Raw genomic sequence first — 19,807 nt, 5'->3', positions numbered from 1 at the left:
TCGAGAGCACGCTTCCCTCTACCGTCGACGACAATTCCAACAGAACCATAACGGAACCGGAAACAGCTACCAGCGAGGAACGCTCCAATGACCGACGCCCTCCACGCCGGGACGGTGCTCCTGCAGGGAGCTATCGCCGCGACGCTGGTCGTCGGCCTGCGACGGCGCGATCCCTCTGTCGTCGCGAACGCGATCGTGTCGCTCGTCGCCGCCCTCACACCGGCGATCGCCGAGGCCGTCCTGTGGACGACACTCGAGGTCGACGTCACGTTCGATGCGGTGCTCTCGCTGTGGGTCGCGGCGGCAGGATTTTTCCACATGCTCGGAATGCTCGGATGGTACGACACGGTATGGTGGTGGGACCACGTCACGCACACGGTGTCGGCGGCGCTCGTCGCGGCGGTCGTCTACGCCAGCATCGTCACCGTCGAGAGCCACACGGCCGGATTCCGGCTCTCGAAAGGAGGGCTGATCGGCGTGACGTTCCTGTTCACGATGGCCGGCGGCGTGTTCTGGGAACTCCTCGAGGTCGTCGCGCGGGACGTGAGCAGACGGATCGGTTTCGAGCCGGTGCTCAAACACTACGGGAAGTACGACACGCCGCTGGATCTCGTCTTCGACGGTGTGGGTGCGCTCGTGGTCGCCGCGTTCGACGTTCGCATTTTCGTTCCGATCTTCGGCCAGGTGCCCCAGTTTACGAAGTCGCTGTTGGTCGCGAGCGTCGCTCTCGTCGTCGGGGGCTCGATCGTGATGGCCGTCTTCCTCGGGTACACCCGGGACCTCGCCTGGAGCAGCGGGTGATCCGTCCCGGATCGTCGGCCCGAGACGGACGAGTCCTGGATCGACGACTCTCGCCGACTCGCGGCAGTCCGCTCGCGTGACGCAAACTTATGTGGCGCTTCGATGCGTACGCTGGCACATGAGCGAAGATTGGCGTCAGGCGATCGAGCAGCAGCGGGCCCAGAAAGACGAGTACTTCGGGAACCACCCGCACTCGCCGATTCCGCCGAACGAACGCGACGCGTTCGACGGACTCGAGTACTTCCCGGTCGACGAGGACTACCGGTTCGAACTCCCGCTAGCAGAGTACGACGAAAAGGAGCGGATCACGGTCGGAACCAGCACGGACGGCGAACGGGAGTACCTGCAGTGGGGCGAGTTTCGCTTTCCGGTCGACGGCGAGGAGGTGACGCTGCAGGCCTACAAGTCGGACCCCGACGACGACCGCCTCTGGGTCCCCTTCCGCGACGCGACCAGCGGCGAGGAGACCTACGGTGCCGGCCGGTACCTCGACCTCGAACCCGAGAGCCACCGGACGCCCGACGGTGAGTGGATTCTCGACTTCAACGAGGCGTACAATCCCACCTGCGCGTACTCCGACCAGTACGAGTGTCCCCTCCCGCCGATGGACAACTGGCTCGAGGTCCCGATCGAAGCGGGCGAGAAGACGTATCACTAGTCGGTGTCGGACGGCGTCGACCCGTCCTCGTCGGCTTCCCGCGAGCCCTCCCCGTTGGCGTACGCTCGCCCGGCAGCCGTCTCGTCCGTCGCCCGGTCGGTCTTGAATCCACCTTTCGGACCGACGTAGCGGGTCCAGAGGACGAGAAAGCTCGGCAGGACGAAGACGCTCCCGAGAAACGCGTACGTGATCGTGAGACCGGTGATCAGCCCGAACTGCTGGAGCGGCGGCAAGATCGCGACGGTGAGCACGCCGAACCCGCCCACCGTCGTCGCGGCGCTCCCGAGGAGTGCCCCGCCCGTCCCGGTGACGCTCCGACCGAGGGCGTCCCAGAGTGTCCGGCCCCGCCGGCGCTCGAGCACGTAGCGTTCGGTCATGTGGATGTTGTACGCGACGCCGAGGCCGACCGTGAGGCTGGTGATCGTCCCCGTCATCACGTTGAACGGGATCTCGAGCAGGAACATCGTGCCGAGGATCCACGCGACCGAGAGGACGATCGGCAACAGCGTGATCGCGCCCAGCAGCGCGCTCCGGTGGACCCGACGATAGGCGACCATCAAGAACGCGAACACGGCCACGAGCGTCACGAGGAGGCTCTCGATCACCGTCCGGAACAGTTCGTCCTCGACGATCCCGAAGACGATCACCTGCCCGGTCGCAGTCGCCTCGAGGCCGTTCCCGTCGAGTATCGTGGCCACGTCGCGAGTGTCCTCGGTCACGAGGTCGGTCCCGGCGTCGCCTCGCACCGAAACGACGAGCCGGATCGCCTCGTACTCGCCGTCGTCGGTCCGGTAGATCACGTCGGCGGCCCGCTCCTCGTCCGCCGCGAACAGGTCGTCGTAGACCGACTCGAGGTCCCCGTCGGGTACTCCGTCGCCGTCGGTATCAGCGTCGGTGAACGTCTCGTTGAACGACTCGTTCGTGTCGGCGACCCGGTCCATCACCGATAGCGGGCTCTGGACGTCCGCCTCGCCGCTCGCGAGGACGGCCGCCGCATCCGTCTCGGCAGCCACCGACTCGGCCGTGTCGACGCGCTCTAGCGTGTCGTTGCCAGTCACGTCGCCCTCGACGACCACCTGCGACTGGGTGTCCCGGCGGAGGAACTCGTCGTTGACGTACTCGAGGTTCTCCTTTGCGGTGTAGTTGCCCGGCGCGAACGGCTCGGGAAGCGACGCCATCCAATCTGCGGGTTCGTCGGCGATGAAGTCCTCCTGTTCGAACGACGTGTCGAGCTGGGTCGCCCCGTAGACGCCGCCTGCGGTCAGGAGCAGCGAGACGAGCACGACGGCCCAGGGAATCCGCCGGGCGATCCGCTGGCCGGCCGACAGCAGCTGGCTGACCGCCCCGCCGCCGGTGCCGAACGCGCGCTTGCGCCGGTCGACGCCGTACCCCTCGAGCGTATCGTCGAGCTGGACTTTCATCGCGGGGATCAGCGCGCCAAAGATGGCGAGTGCAGCGGCGATGCCAAACGCGCTCGCCACGCCGAACTCGCGGATCGGGCCGACCGGGCTGACGAGGTTCGAGAGGAAGCCGATGACGGCCGTCGCCGTGACCCAGACGAGTGCGACGCCGAGTCCGCCGAGGGCGACGGCCATCGCGGTCCGCGTCGACTCGCCGTCGTCGGGTCCGCTCGTCTCGCGCTGCTCTCGGTGTCGCATGAACACGTGAATCGCGTAGTCGATCGACAGCCCGACGAGCAACACCGGCACCGCGATCATGATCTGGTTGAAGCCGATCCCGACCCAGCCCATGAAGCCGAACGTCCAGACGAGCACCAGGACGATCCCCACGAGGCCGAGCGCGATATCGAGAACGTCCCGGTAGGCGATCGTCAACACGACGGCGACGAACAGCAGGGCCAGCGGGAGGACGATCCCGATACTGTCCTCGAGCGAGCGGTCGATCTCGTCGGTGATGATGCCGACGCCGAAGACGAACCCGTCGTCGCCGTAGCGATCGTCGAGGATCGACGACATCGCGAGCTGTGCGTCGACTATCTGTTCCGGTGCTTCGCCCTCGACGGTCTGGGCCTCCGGGGTCTCCTGGGCCACGAAGAGCGTCCGCGCGTCGGCGCTCGTCTCACCCGAGTCGTAAGATGTCGGCAGGAAGACGTACGCTTCGCCGGTACCGTCCTCGTCGAGCACCGTCTCGAGGACGTCCTCGAGTTCGGACTCGTTCATCGACTCGAGCCGGTCGATCTGTTCGTCGAGCGTCGGATCGATTCCCTCTTCCAGCGACTCGACGTCGGCCTCGAGTTGCTCGCCGCGCTCTTCGAGGTCGTCGATCTCGTCGGCGAGGACGCGATCCTGGACGTCCCCGTAGACTTCCTCGAGTCTCGTCTCCAGCACTCGCTGACTCTGATCGACGTCCTCGCCGCGCTCGAGTGCCGCGAGGTCGGCCGTGACGGACCGCATCTCGGAGACGAGCTCCGAGAACGTCTCGGCCTGTTCGTCGGTCAGTTCCGCCTCGGCGTCGTCCTCGATCTCCTCGAACTCGTCTTCGATCCGGTCGGACTCGGCGTCGTACTCGAACGCGGTGATCTCGTCGCGCCGGTAGGAGGCGTTGAGTTGCTCGTACTCGCGCTGGAGCTGCTGGGTCTCGTTGAGCAGGTCCGCGAGCGTCTCGGCGGTGGCGTTGAGGTCCTCGCCGTCGGCCTCGAGTTCCTCGCGTCGCTCCTCGAGGTCGCTGGCTTGCTCCTCCTGGATGGCGACCGTCGCGACGACCGACGAGAGGTCGGAGAAGGCGTCGTCCTCGGCGAGCGTCTCGTTTATCGTCTCGTTCTCGCGCAACGTCCGCTGTAACTCGAGCGTCGAGAGCAGCGACGACTTCGAGAGGGCGTCGTCCTCGCGGACGACGACCTGTGCGATCGTCTGGTTGTCGTCGGTCCCGAAGTTCTCGTCTGCATACTCGAGCGTCGTCGCTTCCTCGCTTTCCGTCTCGAACTGGTCGAGCGACGACGCCTGCTCGAGGTCGGTCACGCCGCTGCCCAGCAGTGCCGACAGCGCGAGCATGACGACGATCACCGTCAGGCTTCGTCGCGTGATCGCCCCGACGAGGCGCTCACCGAGTCCCATACGAACCTCCGTGACCGGTGGCAAACGCGAAACGTCGTGTCGTACTCATACGTGGTCCTGAACTGTCGCAGCGACAGCGTCCGCCTGGCCGACTCGCAGTTTCGAACGGACGACAGATCTTGCCGTCGTACTACGGCCCCACGGGAAAACCTTTCCACCACCCATCGCTCCGCCTCGGTTTCTATCGGCGCACAGCCGCGGTCGCCCCTGCCGCCACCGATCTGCAGCGAAACGACCCACTTATTGGTTCTCGCCGCCCGGAACTGACGTATGAGAGACCTCTTCCTGCGCGCCGCCCGGGGCGAACGAACGGAACGCCCTCCGGTCTGGCTGATGCGCCAGGCCGGCCGGTACATCCCCGAGTACCGGGAGATCCGCTCGGAACACACGTTTTACGAGGCGATCACGACGCCCGAGGTCGCCGAGCGCGTCACCATGCTCCCCTGGGAGCTGTTCGAGCCCGACGGCATCGTGATGTACTCCGACATCCTGACCGCCCTCGAGCCGCTTGGCTTCTCCTATCACATCGAGTCCGGCGTCGGGCCGGTCGTCGAGAACCCCGTCGAGGGGCCAGACGACGTCGACCGCGAGCGAGCACCCGTCGACGAGACGCTCCCGTACGTCGGGGAACTGCTCGAGCGCCTCCAGGAACGACTCGACGGACGGGCGGCCGTGCTCGGGTTCGCCGGCGGGCCGTTCACGCTCGCCGCCTACGCCGCCCAGGGGGAGCCCTCGCGGAACTTCATGGCGTTGCGGCGACTGCGCGTCGCGGATCCCGACGCGTTCCAGACGCTGCTCTCGGCCTTCGCCGACGTCGTCGCCGAGTACCTGGCCTACCAGGTCGACCACGGCGCGGACGTCGTGAAGCTGTTCGACACCTACGCCGGCCTGCTCGGCCCCGACGACTACCGCGAGTTCCTGCTGCCGTTGCACCAGCGCATCCTCGAGTCGGTCGACGCGCCGACGATCGTCTTCGCGCGCAACATGGGCGGCAGGCTCGACCTGCTCGAGGAGAGCGGCGCGGACGTCGTTGCCTTAGACTGGACCGTCGACATGGCCAGCGCCCGCGAGCAACTCGGCGAGACGCCGGTGCAGGGCAACCTCGACCCGGCGGTGCTACTGGGCGACGAGGCGTCCGTCCGCGAACGGACGAGAGAAGTGATCGACGCGGCCGGCCCCTCCGGACACGTGCTGAACCTCGGCCACGGCGTCAACCGGAAGACGCCGGTCGAGAACGTGCGAGCGTTCGTCGAGACGGCGAAATCGGTCGACCGGAGCTAACTCGAGAACTGTTTTGCGAGCCCGCGGGCCTCCCGGACCCGACTTGGGATCCCCATCCGACCGGTGTAGTTCGTCGCGAGGTGGACGCCGTCGGGCAGTTCCATCCCCTCGAGTGCGTCCCAGGAGTCGTCGTGTGCGGGGAACCCCCGGTGGAGGCGTTCGACCTCGAGGAACTCGGCGTCGCGGCCGGTCACCATCTCGTACTCCCGGCGGGCGATGTCGGCGAGTCGCTCGTCCGACTCGTCGACGAGGTCGGGTTCCCACATCCCGCCGAAAAAGCACGTCGTGACGTCGTCGCGGCCGAACGCCCGGCCGTTCCAGGAGACGCCGAGCGTGTGCAGCCGTTCGTCCTTTCGCACCTGGTAGCCGAAGCCGTCCACCGGCGCGTCGGCCTCGAGGTAGACGAGCGCGAGCGGGTTGTAGTGCAACCCACGGAGTCGCTCGGCGGCGTCAGGGGCGACGTCGGCCAGGAGGTCGGCGCTCGCGTCCGCCGGCGTCGTGACGACGACCTCGTCGACGGGCTCCGACTCGCCACCTGCTTCGAGGACGTAGCCGTCGCCGTCCTCGCCGATGGCCTCGACGGGGGTGTCGAGTCGGACTCGGTCGCTCGTCGCCTCGTAGAGGGCTTCCGGCAGACGCTGGTTGCCGTCCTCGAACACCACGGCGGGCGAACTGCTGCCGCCGAGGGCGACGCGTTTGATCGCCGGTACGAGCAGGTTCCCGTCGCGCTGCTCGAGTCGGAGGAGCCCCTGGAGGGAGTGTTTTGCCGGCATTCGGGCGGGATCGGAGCCGAAGATGCCGCCGAACAGCGGCCCGATGACGTTGTGATACGCCTCGGGACCGAACTTCCGGGTGAACAGGTCGGCGGCCGTCTCCTCGGGGCGTGCGTCCGCGGTCAGCGGCTCCGCCAGCAGCCGGAGTTTGCCGCGCCAGGAGAGGGCGTCCGTCCGGAGGAACGCGGGCAGCGAGGTCGGCACCTCGCGGAGCGTTCCGTCGGCGTAGACGTACAGCGGGAGGTCGTCGTCCGCGACGACGAGTTCGTGGCGCAGGCGCAGGTCGTTCGTCAGCTCCGCGAGGGTGTCGGAGAGGCGCATCCGCTGGGGGCCGTACTCGACGACGGTGCCGTTCTGTCGACCGCTCCGGATCACGCCGCCGGGGGACGACGACGCCTCGAAGGTGACGCTGTCGACACCGCGGCGCTCGAGGTAGTAGCTCAGCGCCAGTCCCGTCAGGCCGCCGCCGACGATGCCGACTCTCATTCGTTCGCGTTCGGAGCCCCGGTCGGTTCCTGGGGGGCGTTCAGGCACATCGTTCCCGGTTCGTCTCGGCACTGACACTGCCGGAACTGGTAGTAACTCGGCTCGAAGCCCGCGACGAACGGCTCGACGAGGTCGGCGAGCAGGTCGCCCAAGCGCGGGTCATTGTGGGGGATCGGCACGCGGTGGAACTCGAGGCCGCGCTCCTCGGCTTCCTCGCGGAGTTCGACGTCCAGTTCCGACAGCGTCTCGGACTGTTCGTGCATGAAGCTCACCGGATCGACGACGACGCGCTCGGCGTCGACCGTCTCGATCACGTCCTCGACGTCCGGTTCGGTCCACGGGATGTCGCGGTTCTCGTGGTTCTGGTAGCCGAGTTCGTAGTCGTCGACGCCGACGAGCGAGGCGATCGTCTCGCAGAACTCCTCGACGTAGATTTCGTAGCGGCTGCCCTCCTCGAGGTAGTGTCGGGGCGTGCCGTGGGCAGAGAAGACGAGCGCCGTCTCGTCGTCGGTCAGGTCGACGCCGCGGTCGGCGGCGCACGACGTGATCGACTCGGCTCGCAGTCGGTTGTACGTGGGGTGTTTGTGCCAGCCGGAGAGTTCGTCGACCTCGACGTCCCAGTCGTCGTGGGCGTCGACGGCCTCGCGCATCTCGGCGAGCGCGGCGACCGTCGTCGACGGGCCACACAGCGGATAGATCGGCAGACCGATCAGGTGCTCGACGCCGTCCTCTCGCGCCTGTGCGACGGTCTCGTCGATATAGGGCTCGAGAAACTGCATCCCGACGTACGTCGTCACGTCGTGGCCTCTGTCCGCGAGTGCAGACTCGAGTGCCGCCGCTTGCGCTCGCGACTGTTCGTTCAGCGGCGAGCCGCCGATCTCCTCGTACTCCTCGATCAGTCCCGGTGCGCGACGCCGTGCGAGTTCCCGGGAGCGTTCCATCGCTTCCTCCTCGGTCTCTGCGCCCTCGAGGTCGGCGTTGTTGAAGAAGATGTTCGTGAGGTACTCGACGACGACCTCGCGGTCGGGCCGTGGCGGTTCGCCGAAGTTGAGCAGGATAATTCCAGTGTTCATGAACGTAGTCTACGCTTTCCCTAGGGACGGGGTCTTAACAATGGTTACTCCTTCGCTAGATGGTGTGGCAGCACGGGTGCCGACTGCGCCCCACGGCCGCCGGTCGGCACCGGGACCGTCCCCACCGGTCCCGTCAGACACACGGCAGTCCGCGATCGTGGACGCTCGCCGGCCGTTCGTGATGATCGTCCAGTCGTGCATTCGCTAGTCTCTCGGGGGGACGCCAGATTAATACGTTCGCGGATTCCTGCCGGCTGGGAACCCGTCGTTTGCCGATGGTGGTCGGGTCGGCTACCGGTCCGCTCGAGTCACGCCCTGCTTCGCTCGTCGCTCGCCTGGACCGGCTGCCTATCGGGCTGGCGCTTCGATGCGAATGCGACCGGGGTGGTCGATCTCGATCTCGTACCCGTCGAACGTGAACGTGACGGTGAACGCCGCTTCCGGCGTTCGTCCTCGAGCGTGATCGACGAGACGGTCGAGTGCGTCCGTATCGATCGCGTCGTGCAGCGGGCTGAGTTCGCTCGGGTCGACGCTCTCGATTCTGGCGAGCGCGTCGACGACGGCGAGCGTCGGTCGATCAGTTCGGCCGTAGGCGACCTCGTATACGTTCGCGTTCGACTTCTGTTCGACCAGTTCGACGTCTGTCTCGAGTAGGGGTGTCATCGGTAGCGAGTGGGAGGTGATGAGCAGCAAGCGACGGCGGATTTTCGATGAGCGAAACTGCCGCCAATATTGTCCATATTGCGCTATCTTCGAAACACCATATGCGATAGTCGTATTAAACTGTTTGGGCGATCCGGGCGCTGTGGCTCGAGCGACGTTGGATCGAAGGTGAACGTCCAGGATCGGTACCAGTTCCCACGACCTGGGAATCGGATCCACACCTTTTACGTACTGATGGGCTACCTACTCTCAAGAGAGGGCTATGAACGAGAGCACAACACCGAGGTGGTTCAAGGCGGTCGTGGGTACGATCGGCGTCGTCGTCGTCGCACTCACCGCCATCGGTCTCTACACGATCGTCCCGACCATCGACGCGATCGATTCCCCGGCGTACTTCGTGAGTATGATCGTCTTCGGTCTCGCAGTGATCGCGGTGGCGTTCGCCGTCACCCGACTCGGACAGCGCGCGACGCCGAGCAACCAGGGTCCCGACCAGACCCCGGCGAGCAGGTAACCGATCGAACCGCGACCTTCGTTTTTCGCGACGTCTCCCCACCATAACGATGGCTGTGAGTCTGTACCGCCGCAACCGCGAACCATCTTGCGGTTGCGTCGACAACCAGTCACAGCCATCATTACAGTCGTTCGCCCGTTCTCGGGAGATACGGATCGTGTCGGCGACGTTACGGACTGTCAGGTTCGTCCCGTGGCCGCCGAACTGACCCGCCCTGGTAGACGGCTGCCAGGAGCACGACCGCGACCAGCACGTCGAGACCGTGTTCGACGAGGTGGTGAACCCCCATCGGCACGACACCGAGGACGGTCCCGAGGCCGACGATCGTCCGGACGACGAGCGCGCTCAGCGCGAGCACCACGAGGAGGTACGGCGTCGACCGTCGCCGTCTGTACGCGACCGTTCCGAGCCAGAAGAGAACCGTCGTTCCGAGCGCCGCGAACGCGAGAAGACCGAGCAGCAAGGGAGAGTAGCGCACCGCCGGCCAGTTCGTCGCGATCGTTCCAGCAGTGGAGATCATAGTTCGATGTCGGACGTTTCGTGCTCGGCGGACATATACTGTCGGCCGTCGGTGTCGCGATCCGCCGGCTCGATCTCGGTGAATCGCACGACCAGGTCGTCGGCATCCGTTCGCGGTTCGCTCGAACCGCAGTGCCAGCTGATACCACTGGATAGCAGTCGGGACACACCACCTATCGAACCTCGACGTCGCATCCCTCGGCTGCCGTCGCAACGGCAGAGAGACGGTGATCCCGGCCCACCGGAATCACGGCCACGCCGAAGGCGGTCGAACGGTCCCGATCGTGGACCGTCGGCACAGCCACAGCGACACACACTTTGGCTCGCGGTTGCTGACTACAACTAGTGACGGCTATCGAGACCAGAGCATGAGCGACGTACGACACCAGATTCGACGACGGATACGGACAGATCCCGGAATCCACTTCAACGCGCTCGCACGGGACCTCGATCTCGCTGCCGGGCAGACGCAGTACCACACGCGACGGCTCCTCCGTGCCGACGAGATCGTCTCGGAGGAACTCTACGGTCGAACGCACTACTATCCCACCGACTACGATCCCTGGGACCGCCGGGCGCTCGCGTTGCTCCGCCGGGAGACGAGCCGTGACGTCCTGGTCTCGCTGATCGAGCGCGGGCCGACGTCGCCGAGCGACGTCGCCGACGAACTCGGCATCGCGCGAAGCACGCTCGAGTGGCACCTCTCGCACCTCGTCGAGCAGGGCCTCGTCGAGAAGCGATACGACGAGCGAAACCGGGTGACCCTCTACCTCGCGAATCCCGAGCGAACCGGCAAACTGCTCGCGCGCGTGACCCCGTCGGTCGCCGACCGGCTGGTCGACCGGTTCGCTCGACTCGTCGACAACCTCCTCGAGGACGCCCACGCCGACGCGAGCGCGCAGCCGGAGTGATCGCGGCCGATCACGCAGCCGATCGTTCGACAGACAAACCAGACGGTATATTTCAGTCCTCGCCCTACGTCCACTGTGCGCGAAACACGGTCGGTCTGGATTCTGGTCGCGATCCTCGTCGTGGCTGGCGGTGCCGTCGGACTGTTCACCGTCGACGCCGGATCGACCTCACCGGAGCCCGTCAACTTCGACGATACGATCTCGATGGGCATCTCGCTGCAGTCACAGTACGCACTCGAGGACGACATCGAACTCCCTCGAGTGCAGGTGTTCTACTCGCAGTACCGCTACGTCGTCGGCTACTACGGCGTCGAGACGTTCGTCGACGCCCAGCAACAGCCGAATCACGAACAGCGCTTTGGCTACCCGCTCGCCGTCTACGTCTCCGACTACAGCGGGACGGACCTCGAGTTGACCGACGAGGGCTATCCGCGAACCGACCGCTTCGGCGGCTGGACGAACGCGGAGGAGGCTCACTTCGTCGTCGACAGCGAGGCGCGAACGCCCGCCGGGGAGACGGTCATCCCGTTTTCCGACCGCGCGGACGCCGAGGCCTTCGCCGACGAGTACGACGGGACCGTCCTCTCCTGGGAGGCGGTCCTCGAGCGGACGTTCGACGTCGACACCGCCGACACGGTTCGCCAGCGCGTCGACGAGCAGCGACGAGACGCCGACGAACGGGTCGCTGCGGCGGCCGAACTCCAGGATCGACCCGAGTCGGTTGTCGTCGGCGAGGACGCGTCGACCATCCAGGAAGCGGTCGACGAGGCACCGGCGAACACGACGGTCGTCGTGCCGGAAGGGACGTACGACGAGAACGTCGTCGTCAACGAGTCGATCACCCTCGCTGGCGAGGGGACGCCGACCATCCACGGCGACGGGAACGGGACGGTCGTCAGGCTGAACGCCGACCGAGCGGCAGTCGTCGGATTCGACGTCACTGGCGTCGGGAACACGACGCGTGACCCCGACGTGGAGATCGAGACCGACACGTGGGACCACAACGTCGAACTCGGCTACGGACACGGCGACGCCGGCGTGGCGGCGGTCGACACGTCCGGCGTGTTGATCGAAGACGTGACGATCGAGACGCCCGCCAACGGCGTGTTGCTTCGTGACAGTCCCGACATGGTCGTCCGGAACGTCACGGTAAACGGCAGCGAGGAGTGGGCCGAAGGGTTCATGGGCGTCATGACGATGCGCTCGCCGGGCGTGATCGAGAACTCGACGTTCCGCCACGGGCGCGACGGCGTCTACATGCACCGTTCGAACGGGCTGGTCGTCCGGAACAACGTGATGGAAGACGGGCGATTCGGCGTCCACGTCATGCACACCTCGGAGACGCTGATCGCCGACAATCGCGTCCGCGATCAGGAACTCTCCGGAATCATCGTCATGACCGGCCCCGAGTTGAACGCCATCGTCGGAAACGACGTTCGCAACACCCCCGGCGGGATTCGGACGGCTGGCTCTAACAGCTACATCGCCGGGAACGTCGTCATCGGCAACGAACTGGGGATGACGACCGCGGCGGGCAACTCGATCTACGAGCACAATCTCATCGCGGGCAACGACGTCGGCCTCCAGGCGAGTTCGATCGTCCCCTCGAACCGGGTGGTCGGCAACGACTTCGTCGACAACGACCGCCACGCGACGGCGAGTTCAGGACCCCTGCGCATTTACACGCACGACGGTCGTGGCAACTACTGGGAGGGGGCCATCGGGACTGCGGAGGGTGGCGTTCTCGATCGGTCGTACTCCCCGACGGACCCCGTCGACCAGCGTCTCCACCGCGTCGACGGTACCCCGGCGCTCGCCCGCTCGCCCGCACTCGACGCGGTCGAGGGGCTGCAGGGAACCGTTCCCGGGATGCGAGCGGGGAGCGTCGTCGACACCGCACCGCTGTGTGAACCGGCGAATCCGGAACTGTTCGCGGACACCGACTGGGATCCGGACGACTACGCGTGTGAAACGAGCGTGAACGAGGAGACATCATGACGGAAGATTCACCGATACTCGAGGCAGTCGACGTAGACAAGTCGTACGGCGACGTCCCCGTGTTAGACGAGGTCTCGATTTCGATCTCGGCGGGCGACGTAACGGCGCTGATCGGTCCAAACGGCTCGGGGAAGACGACGCTCTTGCGCGCGCTCGCCGGTCTCCACGAACCGACGGCCGGCGAGATCCGATACCTGGGCCCCGAAACCGCCCGGCCGATCGGCTATCTCCCCCAGCATCCGGCGTTTCGTCCCGGCTTCACCGTCCGGGAGACGCTCACGTTCTACGCCTCACTGGTCGGCGACGACGAAGACGCCGCGATGAAGCTTCTGAAACGTGTCGGACTCGAGGCCGCGGCAGACCGCCAGGTCGAGGCGCTCTCGGGAGGTATGACGCGCCTGCTCGGCGTCGCACAGGCGACGGTCGGCGATCCGCCGGTCGTCGTCCTCGACGAACCCGGCAGCGGCCTCGATCCCGGAATGAGCGTCCACATCTACGACGTCGCCGCCGACCTCGCCGACGCGGGGACGGCGGTTCTCCTGAGTTCGCACGACCTCGCGCTCGTCGAGCGAGGCGTCGATCAGGTCGTCTTGCTAGACCAGGGGGAGATCGTCCAGACGGGTTCGCCAGCGGCGATCCGAGACGCACTCGAGGCCGACTCGCTGCTCGAGGCCTACGAGGCGTCGGTCACGGGTGAGGCCGGCACCGTCCGCGTCCGGGGTGAGTCGGCGTGAACGGGGAGACCGGTACCGGGACGGCGACGCCGGCGGAGACGGAACACGAAGCCGACGTCGGTGAGCGGGCCACACCGAGCCAGAGCCACGTCCTCGAGACGATCGTCCGACGCGAACTCCAGACGGTGCGTCGAACGCGGACGTTTCTCCTGCTTGGATTCGCGCTGACGGTCGTGCTCCTTGGCGTCGCGTGGGTCGGCGGCGGCGTCCGGGGTGGCTACGTTCCCACGGCGGTCGACCTGCTGACGCCGCTCGAGTTGCTCATCCCGATCGTCGCCGTCGCCTTCGGCTACCGGGCGGTGCTGGCCGACGAGCGCCGCGGCGAACTCGACGTGTTGCGAACGTACCCCGTCTCGTCGTGGCAGGTCGTCGGCGGCGCGTACCTGGGACGGGCGGCGGGACTCGTCACTGCCGTCGCGTTCCCGCTGGTCGTCGTCGCCCTCGCGGTCGCGCTGACCGGGACCGAGGAGGTTCGCATCTACGCGACCCACGCGGGTGCCGACTCACCGATCCTGTTCGCCCGCGTCGTCGTCCTCACGATCCTGTTCGCACTGGTCGTCCTCGCGGTCGCGATCGCGATCTCGGCGGTCGCGAGCACGACCCGGAGCGCGCTCGCACTCGCGGTGGTCGCACTCGTCGTCGTGCTCGTCGGCGCGGACCTCGCGATCGTCTACGGTCTCGCCTCGGGATTCGTCGGCGACTCGAGTCTGGTGTACACGCTCGCGCTCAGTCCGATCAGCGCCTACCGGGGGCTCGTCCTCGAGACGGCGGTCGTCGTGGCCTCCGGGACGGGACCGCGAACGGCCGCGCCGATCGCGAGCCTGCTGGGACTGTTCCTCTGGGCCGGTGTGTCCCTCGCGGTCGCGACGGTCGCCGTTCGGCGCTCCTAGGCGCTCGTGCTGGTCTTGGAGCCGATCGTTATCGGTTCGCTTCGAACCAGTCGACGGCGAAGTCGACGAGTATTCGCTGATCGACGAGCGTGGCGTCCCCAGTGCCGACGGTGCCCGTCGTGACCTCGTGCTCTCGAGTAAATGCCTTGCCGAGGTCGACGAAGTCCTCGGTGCTCGTCTCGAAGTCTTCGTACTCGACGAACGTTCGTCGACCGTCCTCGAGGATCGGCACGTGATTCATCGCAGTCTCCGTGGGAACGTCGGCCCGGTACTCGGCGAGGTGGAGCGACGTGTTGCTGTCGTGGCCGACGCCGAGCAGCAGGACGCTCCCGTCTCGGTCGTAGACGCGTGCGAGCGGAGAGTTCTCGCCGAGGCCGTAGTCGAGTCCGTGGTCGGCCACGATCGCGTCGGCGTCCGCGCCCCACGCCGCAAATGAGACCTCGGGATGGTCGCTGCGCACGACGTCGGGATAGGTCCGAAAACACTCGGGAATCGCGCCCATCCCCCGCGTCGGCGTAACGTCCGGACGAAACGGCGGTCTCGTCTCGCGTATCCGTTCGACCCACGCTTCGGGGACGGGCGGGTTCGACCAGCCTGCCGGATCGGTGTACTGGCCGGTGTGGGTCGGCATCACGAGCGTTCCCGACTCGGTCACGACGGTCCGAAGCGCGTCGACGACCGCCTGCGGACCGCCACAGACCCAGCCGAGCGCGCTCAGCGACGAGTGGACCAGCAGCGTCTCGCCCGCAGTGACGCCGACGTCACGGAGGTCGGCGACGAGCGACGAGACGGTGACGGGTTCGTCCACCCGTTCGACGGCTGTCCGTTCACTCATACCGACATCTCGAGGACGGGCGTGTTAAATCTGCTTCCCGGTCGTTACCTCGAGTTCGTCGAACAGGTCGGCGACGCGCCCGGCGATCTATCGGACCGGCAGAGACGACCGTCCGGCGAGCGCTTTCCGTTACCCGTATACTGTACGTAATTTAGCTCCCGATAGCCGACAGTAGGCCCGTTCGGCTGGCGCTCGGCGGTGGCCGTCCCGAACCCGCGTCAACGGCTTTGAGTTTGGCCCGCAAACACCCGTACCATGGCGATGCCATCGCTCTCGTCGTACTGGAACGAACTCGAGCCGACGGTGCTGATCGTCGTCGGTTTCGTCCTGTTCGTCTTTCCCGAGCCAGCGACGTCCGCGCTCGGCGCGGGACTGATGCTCCTCGGAATCGGCTGGTGGTTCTACGAGTGGGGACGCTGACCGCGAGCAGACCGAGCGGTGCTCGGGTCGAACAGTGGCGTTCTACCGTCGCCGCTCACGCGAACGCCGTCGGTGTGACCGATTTTGTCCTGGCGTACCGTACGAGTACGTGACGATTTCGCGACGGCGATCCGACACCGGCGGGTGGCTCGTCGCTCGAGGACCGTCGTCGTCGAACCGTGGCGGGTAATCTGCCCCTATTCGGTCGTCTCGCGTGAGACTCAGTCAGACGCGGAAAATGATTGATATCTCGGGTCACCCAACTCGGGCGGTATGACGATCGTCGATCGCCGCGACTTTCTTCTGACGACGGCAGGGGCAGTAACGATCGGATCGGTCGCCGGACGTGTCGTGGGAACGGAGTCGAAGACGAAGACGAAACCGACGGAGACGGATCGCCAGTGGGAGTGGCGCCGTAGCGACGACGGGTTCAGTTCGGTCTCGGACGTGCGCTGCGTCGACGACGGCTTCCTCCTCGTCGGGACGGTTCGAGACCTGCCGTCGCCGGCCAGGGGGTTCGCGACGAAACTGACCCGCGACGGCACGGTCGAGTGGGAGCGCCAGTACGCCTCGGCGGACCAGCGCGAGGCGCTCGAGGAAGACGTGATCGGGCCGATCCCGGAAGACGGGTTCGCGTTCGCACTCCCTGCCGACGGCGGCTACCTGCTCGTCGGCTGGACCTACTACGACAACACGGCCGTCTACGTCGGCCGGCTCGTTCGCGTCGATGGCGACGGCAGGGTGGAATGGGAGCGATCGTTCTTCGACCTCGAGGACGCGTCTGGGTACAGCTACCTCGCCGACGGCGTCGTGACCGAGGACGGCTTCCTGCTCTGTGGAATCGAGTCGCCGGGGATCCTGCTCGGCGGTGGCGGCTGGCTCGTCTCGGTCGCGACCGACGGCTCGATAAACTGGTTCCGTCGAATCCCCGCGACGGAGCGCGATCTCGCCGAGACGGCCAGACAGGACGTGTTCACCGGCATCGTCCCGACGGTGGGCGGCTACGTACTCTCCGGCCACTACGAACCAGAGTTGGGTGACGAACGTGCCTGGGTCGTCGGCGTCGACGACCAGGGTGCCGTCCGCTGGCAGGATCAGTTCGCCCTCGAGACGGCGGGGCCGACGCGAGCGACCGACGTCGAACCGAACGAGACGGACACCAGAGAGGACGTCCTCGTCGTCGGCTCTGTCGGCCCGCGTCTCGACGCCCGCGACTTCCAGACGTTTCCCGCCCAGACCCTCGAGGGCGACGGCTTCGTCGTCGGCTACACTGCCGGTGGCGACCGCCAGTGGCTCGAGGAACGAGCGGACACGCCGCTTTTCGGTGCGACGCGAACTCCTCGAGGCGTCGTCGCCGGCGGTGCACGGAACGGTCGCGGCTGGGTCGGGACGCTCGGGCGTACGTTCTTCGAGGCGGACTTCCGGAGCGTCGTCACGTCGCTATGTGACGACGAGGACGACGGTCTCGTCGCCGCAGGGAGGCGGTTCGACGACGACGACGCCGACGCCTGGGCGCGGTCGATCGACGAGAGCCGGAAACGGCACAGCGGAAAGTCGGACGACGACGCCGACGACCGATCAGAGGAGCGAACCGTCGAGTACCTCGACTGCGAGACCGTTCGCGTGACGGGGGCGTTCGCCGACGTGTTGCTCCACGTCGTCTGGTGGACCGAAGCCGACGAGGCGACGGTCGGCACGATCAGCGAACCGGTTGGCGGCGTCGACGGCGAGCGGACGATCTCGGCCAGCGAGGCGTTCGGCTCCTTCGAGTACGGACCGATCGTCGAAGCGACGGAGGTGTTCGAGGCGGGGACGTCGGTCGTACCCGGGTCGGGCGATCTCGTCGTCGAAAACCCCGACGCCGGGGCGTGTCGCGGCGCCGTCCTCGAGCAGTTCGACGGCGGGTAGTTCGACGCCGCCGTCGGCCGTGACCGTCACCAGCGGTGGATCGGCGAGTCGGCGATCGAAACCTCGTCGTCGGTCCGGTCGCCTCTGTCGGCCTCCTGCGGGCCGAGCATCACGCCGACGCTGAGCGCTCGAACGAGATCGGACTGGGTCACCATCCCGACGACCGATCCGGACGCGTCGGTGACCAGGAGCCGATCGGCGTCCGCCGTCTGGAGCGTCCGGAGCGTGCCCATCACGTCGTCGTCGGGATCGACCATCGGCACGTCGGTCGCCATCACGTCCGCGACCGTGTAAGCGTCCCGTTCGACCGGCGCCACGTCGTGGACGTCCTCGAGCGTGACGACGCCGGTGATCGTCCCCTCGTCGACGACCGGGAATCCCGTGTGTCGTCGACCGAGCATCCGCTCGAGCAGACCACTGATCGTTTCCTCTCGGTCGATCGTCACGAGGTCCTCGCGGGGGATCATCACGTCCGCCACCTGGACGTCGCCGAAGGCCGACTCGAGTGCGGTCTGTCGGGCTTCGCCGGCGGCGGCGACGTAGACGAACAGGGCGATGGCGACCATGATGAAGTTGAGCGCGAGCAGGCCGAACAGGCCGAGCGCGATGGCGAACAGTTGGCCGATCCGGGCCGCCTGCTGTGTCGCGACCGCGTAGGGGCGGTTGCGCGCGAGCAGCGCCCGGAGCACCCGTCCACCGTCGAGCGGAAAGCCCGGTAGCATGTTGAACGCCGCGAGTACGACGTTCATGAGCGCGAGATAGGCGAGGACGAACCGGACGGCGTCGACGTTCGCCGGTGTGGCGAGCAACAGCCCGTACGAGAGCGCGCCGAGGACGACGCTGACCACGGGTCCGGCGATCGCGATCGCGAGTTCCTGTCGCCAGTTGTCCGGTCGTCCCGAAAGCTGGGCGACGCCGCCGAGCAGCCAGAGCGTGATCGACTCGATAGGGACGTCGTAGCGTAACGCGACCACCGAGTGGCCCAGTTCGTGCAAGAGGACGCTCGCGAACAGCCCGACTGCGGCGGCCAGCCCGAGCAGCCAGACGACGTTCGTCCCTTCGAGCGCCGTGGCGTCGATTCCGACGCCGAAGATGGCGTTCAGAGCCGTCGCCAGGTCGGTGAACTGGCTCCCGATGAGCCAGGCGAACACCGGCAGGATCAGGAGGAACGTGACATCGAGCTTGATCGGAATCCCGAGGACCGATCCGATCCGGTAGCTTCTGAACATAGCACCACTACGGCTGCGAAAAGTAAAGTCCCTTCAGCGATCGGCCTTGGGAACGGATTCCTGGCTGACGACCGTCACCGGAACCGGTGATCGACGGACGACGACCTCCGCGACGCTCCCAAGCAGGAGCCGGGTCGCGCCGTCGCGGCCGTGACTCCCCATCACGACGTGGTCGACATCGTGACCGGCGGCGTAGTCGACGATCTCACGCCAGGGCGCTCCCGTCTCGATCGCCGTCTCGATCGTCACGTCCTCGTCGTCGAGGCGCGCTCGAGCGTGCTCGAACACCTGTTCGGCGGTCTGGCGCTGTGCCGCCGTGTACTGGCCGTCGGTCGTCGACAGGTCGTCCATCTCGCTGACCGGATCGACGACGTGCAAGAGCGTGATCGTCGCGTCCGAAACGAGTTCGACGGCGTACACCAGGGCGGCGTTCGACTGTTCGGAGCCGTCGACCGGGACCAGGACGTGGTCTATCATAGCACAGTCTTCGACCGGCGACCCAATAACGGTATGTCACCGGGGGGGCACGCCAAACGTTACACGCCACTCGCCTCCGTCCACTCACCGCCGTCGCGATTATCTGACGACGGTTACGGGTACCGGCGTCCGTCGCACGACGACCTCCGCGACGCTCCCGAGTTGCAACTGCGTCGCCTCGCCCCGTCCGTAACTCCCGACGACGACGTGATCGACGTCTTCGCTCTCCGCGTACGCGACGATCGACTCCGCCGGCGCGCCGACGGTCGTCTCTCGCTCGACCCGTTCGTCGGGGAGGTCGACAGCCTCGAGCGCGCGGTCGAACAGGTCGTCGGCGCGCTCGCGCTCTGACTCGAGCCACTCTTCGGTAAGTGGCTCTGCCGTCGACTCCTCTGGATCGCGGTCGAACGGATCGATGGCGTGAAAGCAGACGATCGCCGCGTCGGCGTACGTTTCCGCGGCGTAGGACAGTGCGGCCGTCGACTGTTCGGAGCCGTCGAGTGCGACCAGTACACGCATCGACATACGTCTCGTTCGTCGATGACGAGAATAAGTCTACTCCC

General features: G+C 66.6%; 19 protein-coding genes. 10 read left to right on the top strand and 9 right to left on the bottom strand.

The window, feature by feature from the left end; translation table 11 throughout:
- Positions 1–87: 87 nt before the first annotated feature.
- The gene (locus MU558_RS18195) at positions 88–801 is read left to right on the top strand and encodes a DUF2238 domain-containing protein (protein WP_246970475.1); all 714 of its coding nucleotides are present in this window, start codon (positions 88–90) and stop codon (positions 799–801) included.
- Positions 802–919: 118 nt separating this feature from the next.
- Positions 920–1,459, top strand: a complete 540-nt coding sequence (locus MU558_RS18190) for a DUF1684 domain-containing protein (protein ID WP_246970473.1) — start codon at positions 920–922, stop codon at positions 1,457–1,459.
- On the opposite strand, the gene MU558_RS18185 is transcribed toward MU558_RS18190, so the two are convergent.
- A complete protein-coding gene (locus MU558_RS18185) occupies positions 1,456–4,533 on the bottom strand; it encodes an MMPL family transporter (protein ID WP_246970471.1) in 3,078 nt (1,025 codons plus the stop codon). The genes MU558_RS18190 and MU558_RS18185 overlap by 4 nt on opposite strands.
- A 270-nt stretch (positions 4,534–4,803) precedes the next feature.
- Between MU558_RS18185 and hemE the strand changes: the two genes are divergently transcribed.
- Positions 4,804–5,814 (top strand): uroporphyrinogen decarboxylase, encoded by a 1,011-nt coding sequence (gene hemE, locus MU558_RS18180; RefSeq protein WP_246970469.1) that lies wholly within the window; start codon positions 4,804–4,806, stop codon positions 5,812–5,814.
- On the opposite strand, the gene hemG is transcribed toward hemE, so the two are convergent.
- The 3 genes from hemG to MU558_RS18165 form a co-directional block, all read right to left on the bottom strand.
- Positions 5,811–7,121: a protoporphyrinogen oxidase gene (hemG, locus tag MU558_RS18175; protein ID WP_246970467.1), complete on the bottom strand. Its 1,311-nt coding sequence runs from the start codon at positions 7,119–7,121 to the stop codon at positions 5,811–5,813. The two genes, hemE and hemG, sit on opposite strands and share 4 nt — an antisense overlap.
- The gene (gene hemH / locus MU558_RS18170) at positions 7,070–8,146 is read right to left on the bottom strand and encodes a ferrochelatase (protein WP_246970465.1); all 1,077 of its coding nucleotides are present in this window, start codon (positions 8,144–8,146) and stop codon (positions 7,070–7,072) included. The genes hemG and hemH overlap by 52 nt, the downstream gene beginning before the upstream one ends.
- Before the next feature lie 348 nt (positions 8,147–8,494).
- The gene (locus MU558_RS18165; protein WP_246970463.1) at positions 8,495–8,809 is read right to left on the bottom strand and encodes a HalOD1 output domain-containing protein; all 315 of its coding nucleotides are present in this window, start codon (positions 8,807–8,809) and stop codon (positions 8,495–8,497) included.
- A 262-nt stretch (positions 8,810–9,071) separates the two neighbouring features.
- Between MU558_RS18165 and MU558_RS18160 the strand changes: the two genes are divergently transcribed.
- On the top strand, positions 9,072–9,323 hold the full coding sequence (locus tag MU558_RS18160; protein WP_246970460.1) for a hypothetical protein: 252 nt from the start codon (positions 9,072–9,074) through the stop codon (positions 9,321–9,323).
- 169 nt (positions 9,324–9,492) lie between these two features.
- On the opposite strand, the gene MU558_RS18155 is transcribed toward MU558_RS18160, so the two are convergent.
- Complete coding sequence (locus tag MU558_RS18155) at positions 9,493–9,843, bottom strand: DUF7471 family protein (protein WP_246970457.1); 351 nt, start codon at positions 9,841–9,843, stop codon at positions 9,493–9,495.
- A gap of 367 nt (positions 9,844–10,210) precedes the next feature.
- Between MU558_RS18155 and MU558_RS18150 the strand changes: the two genes are divergently transcribed.
- The 4 genes from MU558_RS18150 (at position 10,211) to MU558_RS18135 (ending at position 14,375) form a co-directional block, all read left to right on the top strand.
- Positions 10,211–10,753 carry a winged helix-turn-helix transcriptional regulator gene (locus MU558_RS18150; RefSeq protein WP_246970455.1) on the top strand — a complete coding sequence of 181 codons (543 nt, stop codon included), beginning with the start codon at positions 10,211–10,213 and terminating at the stop codon, positions 10,751–10,753.
- Positions 10,754–10,828: 75 nt separating this feature from the next.
- A complete protein-coding gene (locus MU558_RS18145; protein ID WP_246970446.1) occupies positions 10,829–12,751 on the top strand; it encodes a NosD domain-containing protein in 1,923 nt (640 codons plus the stop codon).
- Positions 12,748–13,485: an ABC transporter ATP-binding protein gene (locus tag MU558_RS18140; RefSeq protein ID WP_246970438.1), complete on the top strand. Its 738-nt coding sequence runs from the start codon at positions 12,748–12,750 to the stop codon at positions 13,483–13,485. The genes MU558_RS18145 and MU558_RS18140 overlap by 4 nt, the downstream gene beginning before the upstream one ends.
- Complete coding sequence (locus MU558_RS18135) at positions 13,482–14,375, top strand: ABC transporter permease (protein WP_246970435.1); 894 nt, start codon at positions 13,482–13,484, stop codon at positions 14,373–14,375. Before MU558_RS18140 ends, MU558_RS18135 begins: the two co-directional genes overlap by 4 nt.
- A 28-nt stretch (positions 14,376–14,403) precedes the next feature.
- Here MU558_RS18135 and MU558_RS18130 read toward each other — a convergent pair whose 3' ends face one another.
- On the bottom strand, positions 14,404–15,210 hold the full coding sequence (locus MU558_RS18130; RefSeq protein WP_246970431.1) for an AAC(3) family N-acetyltransferase: 807 nt from the start codon (positions 15,208–15,210) through the stop codon (positions 14,404–14,406).
- 255 nt (positions 15,211–15,465) lie between these two features.
- Here MU558_RS18130 and MU558_RS18125 point away from each other — a divergent pair, with 255 nt between their 5' ends.
- Both MU558_RS18125 and MU558_RS18120 read left to right on the top strand, forming a co-directional pair.
- Entirely contained in the window at positions 15,466–15,630 is a 165-nt protein-coding gene (locus MU558_RS18125) for a hypothetical protein (RefSeq protein WP_246970429.1), read from the top strand.
- A 273-nt stretch (positions 15,631–15,903) separates the two neighbouring features.
- Complete coding sequence (locus tag MU558_RS18120; protein WP_246970428.1) at positions 15,904–17,538, top strand: hypothetical protein; 1,635 nt, start codon at positions 15,904–15,906, stop codon at positions 17,536–17,538.
- A 26-nt stretch (positions 17,539–17,564) separates the two neighbouring features.
- Here MU558_RS18120 and MU558_RS18115 read toward each other — a convergent pair whose 3' ends face one another.
- From MU558_RS18115 to MU558_RS18105, 3 genes are all read right to left on the bottom strand, one after another.
- Positions 17,565–18,767: a site-2 protease family protein gene (locus MU558_RS18115; RefSeq protein WP_246970426.1), complete on the bottom strand. Its 1,203-nt coding sequence runs from the start codon at positions 18,765–18,767 to the stop codon at positions 17,565–17,567.
- Positions 18,768–18,800: 33 nt separating this feature from the next.
- Positions 18,801–19,244, bottom strand: a complete 444-nt coding sequence (locus MU558_RS18110; RefSeq protein ID WP_246970424.1) for a universal stress protein — start codon at positions 19,242–19,244, stop codon at positions 18,801–18,803.
- 99 nt (positions 19,245–19,343) lie between these two features.
- Complete coding sequence (locus tag MU558_RS18105; RefSeq protein WP_246970422.1) at positions 19,344–19,769, bottom strand: universal stress protein; 426 nt, start codon at positions 19,767–19,769, stop codon at positions 19,344–19,346.
- Between the last annotated feature and the right edge of the window lie 38 nt (positions 19,770–19,807).

This window comes from Natribaculum luteum (assembly GCF_023008545.1).
Taxonomy (GTDB): Archaea; Halobacteriota; Halobacteria; order Halobacteriales; family Natrialbaceae; genus Natribaculum; species Natribaculum luteum.
Note: the sequence above shows the minus strand (reverse complement) of the source record. Positions and strands in the feature narration are given on the sequence as shown.